This window comes from Salinicola sp. (assembly GCF_982684285.1).
In genome coordinates this window covers 1-6,945 of sequence record NZ_CEXLVS010000063.1, presented here as the reverse complement: position 1 = coordinate 6,945, position 6,945 = coordinate 1, and the positions used below count along the sequence as shown (strand labels likewise).

8 protein-coding genes, 1 tRNA gene and 1 pseudogene are annotated in these 6,945 nt (G+C 63.5%); all 10 read left to right on the top strand.

Annotation, left to right across the window (positions count from 1 at the left end):
• Positions 1-414: pseudogene (locus AC3AYF_RS07650) on the top strand (ATP-dependent helicase); the annotation flags it as partial.
• A gap of 103 nt (positions 415-517) precedes the next feature.
• The gene (pqqA, locus tag AC3AYF_RS07645; RefSeq protein WP_075569317.1) at positions 518-595 is read left to right on the top strand and encodes a pyrroloquinoline quinone precursor peptide PqqA; all 78 of its coding nucleotides are present in this window, start codon (positions 518-520) and stop codon (positions 593-595) included.
• The gene (gene pqqB / locus AC3AYF_RS07640) at positions 592-1,527 is read left to right on the top strand and encodes a pyrroloquinoline quinone biosynthesis protein PqqB (RefSeq protein ID WP_295035047.1); all 936 of its coding nucleotides are present in this window, start codon (positions 592-594) and stop codon (positions 1,525-1,527) included. The genes pqqA and pqqB overlap by 4 nt, the downstream gene beginning before the upstream one ends.
• Positions 1,521-2,348, top strand: a complete 828-nt coding sequence (gene pqqC, locus AC3AYF_RS07635; protein ID WP_295035049.1) for a pyrroloquinoline-quinone synthase PqqC — start codon at positions 1,521-1,523, stop codon at positions 2,346-2,348. Before pqqB ends, pqqC begins: the two co-directional genes overlap by 7 nt.
• Positions 2,345-2,665 carry a pyrroloquinoline quinone biosynthesis peptide chaperone PqqD gene (gene pqqD / locus AC3AYF_RS07630; RefSeq protein WP_295035051.1) on the top strand — a complete coding sequence of 107 codons (321 nt, stop codon included), beginning with the start codon at positions 2,345-2,347 and terminating at the stop codon, positions 2,663-2,665. The genes pqqC and pqqD overlap by 4 nt, the downstream gene beginning before the upstream one ends.
• A complete protein-coding gene (pqqE, locus tag AC3AYF_RS07625) occupies positions 2,662-3,786 on the top strand; it encodes a pyrroloquinoline quinone biosynthesis protein PqqE (protein ID WP_295035053.1) in 1,125 nt (374 codons plus the stop codon). Before pqqD ends, pqqE begins: the two co-directional genes overlap by 4 nt.
• Before the next feature lie 113 nt (positions 3,787-3,899).
• Positions 3,900-4,832 carry a segregation and condensation protein A gene (locus tag AC3AYF_RS07620; RefSeq protein WP_487779576.1) on the top strand — a complete coding sequence of 311 codons (933 nt, stop codon included), beginning with the start codon at positions 3,900-3,902 and terminating at the stop codon, positions 4,830-4,832.
• Positions 4,829-5,731, top strand: coding sequence for an SMC-Scp complex subunit ScpB (gene scpB / locus AC3AYF_RS07615; protein ID WP_295035054.1), 903 nt, complete (start codon positions 4,829-4,831; stop codon positions 5,729-5,731). Before AC3AYF_RS07620 ends, scpB begins: the two co-directional genes overlap by 4 nt.
• A gap of 72 nt (positions 5,732-5,803) precedes the next feature.
• A complete protein-coding gene (gene rluB / locus AC3AYF_RS07610) occupies positions 5,804-6,673 on the top strand; it encodes a 23S rRNA pseudouridine(2605) synthase RluB (protein ID WP_295035055.1) in 870 nt (289 codons plus the stop codon).
• 86 nt (positions 6,674-6,759) lie between these two features.
• Positions 6,760-6,835 (top strand) — tRNA-Lys (locus AC3AYF_RS07605).
• The last annotated feature ends 110 nt before the right edge of the window (positions 6,836-6,945 follow it).

The following is a 6,945-nucleotide window of genomic DNA, read 5'->3' as shown; positions in this document are numbered from 1 at the left end:
GAGCGCCTGGTCGATCCCGACGACAAGCTGCGCGATGCGCTCAAGCTGCGTCACGCCAGGGTGCTGCGGGTCAGCGGCATGCAGCTCGAGGCGACCACCAATGGCCGTGGCGTGCCACGGCTCAAGGTGACCTACCACGACGAGGATGGCGAGACGCTGGCCGAATGGTTCGGGCTCGAGACGCCGGCGCAGCAGCACGTGTTCGAACGACTCTTTTTGCGCCACCATTTACGCGCCCCGGCCAGCGGCTGGCGGCCGCAATCCGCCGAGCAGGCAGTGGCGGAGGCGTATCGATTGCGCGCGCCGGATTTCGTCATCGGCCGCAAGAGCGGTCGCCACTGGCGGGTCGACGAGAAACTGTTCGACTATGTCGGGCGCTACCGCAAAGCGGATGGCGCCGGCATCGACGGTTAAAAGTTTACTTGCTAAGTAAATTCTTGGGATAAACCGCGACGATTGGCTAATATGGAGTAGCGCTCATCCGAGCGTGATCGACAATCGACCTCAGGAGCTCCCCATGAGCTGGACGACCCCGGAAGTGAAGGAAATCTGCGTCGGTATGGAAATCAACGACTACATGCCCGCTGAATTTTGAGCCATCAGCAAGACACGCGCGGCGGTGCTGCTCTGCAGCTGCGCGTACTCGGGGCGGCCGCCGGTGGCGGCTCGCCTCAGTGGAACTGCCGCTGCGACGTGTGTCGTCTGGTCTGGGAAGGCGATCCGCGCGTGACGCCGCGAACCCAGTCCTCGATTGCCGTCAGCGTTGACGGTCAGAACTGGGCGCTGATCAACTGCGCGCCCGACATTCTCAAACAGATTCAACAGACGCCGGCATTGCATCCGCGCGAGGGCCGACGGCATACGCCGATCGCCAGCGTGCTGCTGACCAATGCCGACGTCGATCATATCGGCGGGCTGCTCAATCTCCGCGAAAGCTCGCCGTTTCGGCTGCTGGCGACGCCGATGATCCAGGACGTGCTGCGTGGCAGCCCGATCTTCGATGTGCTGAACCCCGATTATGTCAGCCGCGAATCGATCGCCCTGGATCAACCCTTCACGCTGCTCGACGGCCTGCAGGCTCGGCTGTTCGCGGTGCCGGGCAAGACCGCACTCTTTCTGGAGGGCGATCAGGTCGAGATCGGTGTCGAAGGCGAGAGCACCGTCGGCGTAGAGCTGATCAGTGGCGAAAGGCGCGCCTACTATATCCCCGGCTGCGCCGCGATGACGCCGACACTCGCTGCGCGTCTCGACGATGCTGATCTGCTGCTGTTCGACGGCACCCTGTGGCGCGACGATGAAATGGTGCGCGCGGGCGTCGGTCACAAGACCGGAAACCGTATGGGCCATATGTCGATGTCCGGCGCCGAGGGCAGTATCGCAGCGCTGGCGGAACTCTCGCTGGGCAAGCGCGTCTTCATCCATATCAACAACACCAATCCGGTGTTGATCGCGGACTCCTCCGAGCGCCAGGCGGCCGAGCGCGCCGGCTGGGAGATCGCCCATGACGGCATGGAGCTCTCTTGCTGAATTTCGAAAACCATCCTGACCTCGTCGAGCCGTTGAGCACGGAGGCGTTGGAAGCCCGGCTGCGCGAGGTCGGCGAGACCCGCTACCATCATCGTCATCCGTTCCAGTTGATGCTTCAGAACGGTGAGCTCGACAAGCGTCAGGTCCAGGCTTGGGCGCTCAACCGCCACTACTATCAGGCGATGATCCCGATCAAGGACGCCTCGCTGATGGCGAGGCTCGACGATCCCGATCTGCGTCGAACCTGGCGTTCGCGACTGGTCGATCATGACGGCGAAGCGGCGGGCGAGGGCGGGATCGAGCGCTGGCTCAAGCTGACCGACGGCCTGGATTTACCCCGTGAACTGGTCGTTTCGACCCGCGGCATCCTGCCGGCGACGCGCTTTGCCGTCGAAGCCTATACCCACTTCGTGCGCGATCGGACGCTACTCGAGGCGATCGCCTCGTCGCTGACCGAGCTGTTCTCGCCCATGGTGATCGGCCAGCGCGTGCGCGGCATGCTCGAACACTACGATTTCGTCTCCCGCGAGACGCTCGCCTACTTCGAGCCGCGGCTGACCCAGGCGCCACGCGATGCCGAGATGGCGCTCGACTACGTCAAACGCCACGCCAAGCGCGCCGACCAGCAGCAGGCGGTGATCGATGCGCTGCGCTTCAAGTGCAGCGTGCTGTGGGCGATGCTCGATGCGCTGCAGCACGCCTACGTCGGTTCCGGCTCGAATGCAGCGGGTCAGGTGCCGCCGGGCGCCTGGGGCAGTGGCGTCGAAGGGCAGGAGATCGAAGGTGACGGCCTGGGTGGCGAAGGGAAGATTGCCCGATGAATGCCGACGCCCCTACCGACACCAACGCCGGCGGCGAGCCCGAGCTTCACGAATCCGACGTGGTGAAAATCCCGCGCGGTGTGCGGCTGCGCGAGGACAAGGCCCGCGGCGGCTGGGTGCTGCTGGCGCCGGAACGGGTGTTCCAGCTCGATCCCGTCGCTCAGCAGGTGCTCACCCGCGTCGATGGCGAGCGTGACATCGCCGCCATCGTCGACGATCTGGCCGAAACCTTCGCGGCGCCCCGCGAGCGCATACTCGTCGACGTGCGGGCGATGCTCGCCGATCTGATCACCAAGAACGTCCTGGAAGTGGCATGAATACCCAGCCGGAAGCGCGACAGTCGCCCTCTATGCTGCCACCCCCCATTGGCATGTTGGCGGAATTGACCCACCGCTGCCCGCTGCAGTGCCCGTACTGCTCCAATCCGGTCGAACTGACCCGCAAGCGTGAAGAGCTCGATACCGAGACCTGGCAGCGGGTCTTTGCCGAGGCGGCCGAGCTCGGCGTGTTGCAGGTGCATCTTTCGGGTGGCGAGCCGGCATTGCGTCAGGATCTCGAAGCGCTGGTGGCGAGCTGCGCCGAACATGGCCTCTACTCCAACCTGATCACCGCCGGCGTCAATATCAGCCGGGCGCGGCTCGAGGCGCTGGCGGATGCCGGGCTCGATCACGTGCAGCTCTCGGTGCAGGGTGCGACCGCGGAGGTCAACGATCATATCGCCAACCTGCCCGGCGCCTTCGACAAGAAGCTTGCCTTTGCCGCCGAGGTGACCGACGTCGGGCTGCCGTTGACGCTCAACAGCGTGATCCATCGTGCCAACCTGCATCAGATTCCCGATCTGGTCGAACTGGCGCTGGCGCTGGGCGCGCGGCGTCTCGAGATCGCTCACGCGCAGTATTACGGCTGGGCGCTTCAGAACCGTGGCGCGCTGATGCCGCCACGTGAGCAGGTGATGGAGGCGCTGGATCTCGTCGAGGCGGCCCGCGAACGGTTGAAAGGCAAGCTGGTGATCGACGCCGTGGTGCCGGATTACTACGCGCGCCTGCCCAAGCCGTGCATGAACGGCTGGGGCCGCCAGTCGCTCAACGTCACGCCCGCCGGCAAGGTATTGCCGTGCCACGCCGCCGAGACCATCCCCGGACTCGAATTCTGGAACGTACGCGAACACGCGCTTGACGATATCTGGCAGGCGAGTCCCGCGTTCAACGCCTATCGTGGCACCGACTGGATGCCGGATGCGTGTCAGAGCTGTGATCGTCGCGAGATCGACTGGGGCGGCTGTCGCTGTCAGGCGCTGATGCTCACCGGTGACGCAACGCAGATGGACCCGGTCTGCGAGCTCTCGCCCTATCATGACGAGATCCAGACGCTGGCGATCATCGACTCGAGCCGAGACGACGAATTTACCTATCGCCGATTTGCGCGCCAGCCTGCCTGAGAGCCAACGATAGCGGCGTGACCTCCGCCGGTCGGTCGACGTCGTGTCGATAGGCCAGCGTCGCCTGCCTTGTTAGACTGCTGTCACTATTCAGCAGTGATCCGGGAGGCGGCGTGAGCGTTATCGAATCCGAACGACCCGATGCCGCCGAGGCGTCGCCTGCCGGTCAGCTGCCGCTGGAGTTCGTAGCGCGGGTCAATGGCGAAGGGCTGACCGAGCTGCCGCAGGATCTCTACATTCCGCCGGAAGCGCTCAAGGTCTTTCTCGAGACCTTCGAAGGCCCGCTCGATCTGCTGCTCTATCTGATCCGGCGCCAGAATCTGGATATCCTGGCCATCAACGTCGCCGCCATTACCCATCAGTACGTCGAGTACGTGGACCTGATGCAGGCGATGGAGATCGATCTCGCCGGCGAGTATCTGGTGATGGCCGCGATGCTCGCCGAGATCAAATCGCGCTCGCTACTGCCGCGGCCGCCCAAGGGTGATGACGAGGACGACGAGGAGGATCCGCGAGCTCAGCTGATTCGCCGGCTGCAGGAGTACGAACAGCTCAAGCTGTCTGCCGAAGAGCTCGATACCCTGCCGCGCATGGGACGCGACTGGCACTCGGCGCAGGCGGCACTGCCCGAGCTCGAACGGCGCGTGATTCACCCGGACGTGTCGCTGAACGATCTGCTTGGCGCGCTCGGCGGCATGCTCAAACGGGCCGATCTGCGTCAGTCCCATCGGATCAGTCGTGAAGTGCTCTCGACCCGCGAGCGGATGCTCTCGATCATGGCCAAGCTGAACGCCGATCGTTTCACGCCGTTCGAGGCGCTGTTCGAGCTTTCCGAGGGGCGCGCCGGGGTCATCGTGACCTTCATGGCGATTCTCGAATTAGCGCGTGAGTCGATGATCGAAATCGTGCAGAATGCGCCGCTCTCGCCGATCCACCTGCGTGCCCGGTTGGCGCTGGAAGCGGGCGTCGTCGACGAGACCGAAGACGCTCCCGGCGAATCAGAGGGTGTCTTCGAAACCGGCAGCGACGACGAGGCGAAGGCATGAACCGCCTGACCGACCCCTACGTGCCCCCGGCACTGGACGAAATCCTCGAGGCGATTCTGCTGGCCGCCGGCGAGCCGGTGTCGCTGGAGCGGTTCGAGACGTTATTCGGTGACGGCCCGTTCGATTCGGGGCAGCCACCGTCCCGTGCGGCCATTCGCGAATCGCTGAACAAGCTCGGCGATCGATTGAGGGCGGGCGGTGCGCTGGAACTGCAGGAGTCGGCCTCGGGTTATCAGGTCAGAATCCGGCAGCGCTACTCGCCATGGGTGTCGCGGCTGTGGGACGAGAAACCGCAGCGATACTCGCGGGCACTGCTCGAGACGCTGGCGCTGATCGCCTACCGCCAGCCGGTGACCCGCGGCGATATCGAAGAGGTTCGCGGCGTGGCCGTCAGTAGTTCGATCATGCGCACGCTGGTGGAGCGGGGCTGGATTCGCGTCGTCGGCCATCGCGACGTCCCGGGACGGCCGGCAGTCTATGCGACGACGCGGTCGTTTCTCGACGATCTGGGACTGAAAACCCTGGACTCGCTGCCGCCGATGCATGAACTCAAGGCCTTCGAGACGTTCGAAACCGGTATGTATGAGCCGTTTGCCGATGTACCCGATGTCGATACTGGCGGCGTCACCGGCAGCGAAACACCACCGCTCACAGGGGAAGAAACCTCTAAAGCATTGGTGGAAAAAGAAGAAACCGATTTATCGGCAGCGTCGGGTGGATGTGACAATGATGAGCCCGACAATGACGAACACGCCGAGATGGCGTCCCCCGGCGAGTCGCTGAGTTTTGCCGAGCTCGAAGCGCGACTGGCCGAACGTGCCCGGAAACGTCTTAACGAAACGGAGGCGCCGGAGACCGGCACCATTTCGGATCACGACGAAACGGACACGGACACTTGAGAGTCGCCGCTTGCAATCGCGCTGGCGACAGGCCAAGCGGAGATGGCGACTAGCCGATGAGGCAATGACAGCATGACGACTGATACCAATACCGAAAAATTGCAGAAAGTTCTGGCCCGCGCCGGGTATGGTTCGCGCCGAGAAATGGAAACCGCGATCAGCGCCGGCCGGCTAAAGGTCAACGGCCAGACCGCCAAGCTCGGTGATCGTGTAGGGTCGCATGACCGGGTCGCGCTCGACGACCGTGCGATCAACCTGCGCGCCGTCGAGGAAGTGCCGCGTCGCGTGATCATGTACAACAAGCCGGAAGGCGAGCTGTGCACGCGCAAGGATCCGGAAGGCCGCCGGACCGTATTCGAGCGTCTGCCGCGGTTGAAGGGCGAGCGCTGGATCGCGATCGGCCGCCTCGATATCAATACGAGCGGCCTGCTGCTGTTTACCACCGATGGCGAACTGGCCAATCGGCTGATGCATCCTTCGCATCAGATCGAGCGTGAATACGCGGTTCGCGTGATGGGCGACGTCAAGCGTGAACACGTGGTTGCCATGGTCGAGGGCGTCATGCTCGACGACGGCCCGGCGCGTTTCACCGACGTGCAAGAGTTCGGTGGCGAAGGCATCAATACCTGGTTCCACGTGGTGATCATGGAAGGCCGTAACCGCGAAGTGCGGCGGTTGTGGGAGTCCCAGGGCCTGACCGTTAGCCGCCTGAAGCGGGTGCGCTACGGCAACATCTTCCTCGACAAGCGCGCCAAGGCCGGCGAGTGGACGGAAATGACCCAGGACGAGATCGACGAACTGTCTAATCTCGCCGGGCTCGAACCGCGTAAGGTGCCGGAATTGACGCCGGACGAGAAAAACCGCTGGAGTCGTGACAAGAACAAGCGCCGCCCGGTGACCGCGATGAAGAAACCGCGTCGTCCGCGCCGCGACGGCGCCTGATTACGGTCCGCAGCCGCTGCCTCGGGATGGGAAAAAACGCTTGCCTGCTCCGAGGCTTATGAGTAATATGTGCGCCCAGTCGGGAGGGGTCGTTAGCTCAGTTGGTAGAGCAGTTGGCTTTTAACCAATTGGTCGTAGGTTCGAATCCTACACGACCCACCACTTTCCGACGGGTCGATGTTTCAGGGGTGAATACTCCTGATCAAAAGCTTCTGATGGGTCGTTAGCTCAGTTGGTAGAGCAGTTGGCTTTTAACCAATTGGTCGTAGGTT

Bases quoted from the DNA above. Each gene is read 5' to 3' on its own strand.
- pqqD (WP_295035051.1), top strand. From the start codon at position 2,345: ATGAATGCCGACGCCCCTACCGACACCAACGCCGGCGGCGAGCCCGAG.
- pqqE (WP_295035053.1), top strand. From the start codon at position 2,662: ATGAATACCCAGCCGGAAGCGCGACAGTCGCCCTCTATGCTGCCACCC.
- pqqA (WP_075569317.1), top strand. From the start codon at position 518: ATGAGCTGGACGACCCCGGAAGTGAAGGAAATCTGCGTCGGTATGGAA.
- rluB (WP_295035055.1), top strand. From the start codon at position 5,804: ATGACGACTGATACCAATACCGAAAAATTGCAGAAAGTTCTGGCCCGC.
- scpB (WP_295035054.1), top strand. From the start codon at position 4,829: ATGAACCGCCTGACCGACCCCTACGTGCCCCCGGCACTGGACGAAATC.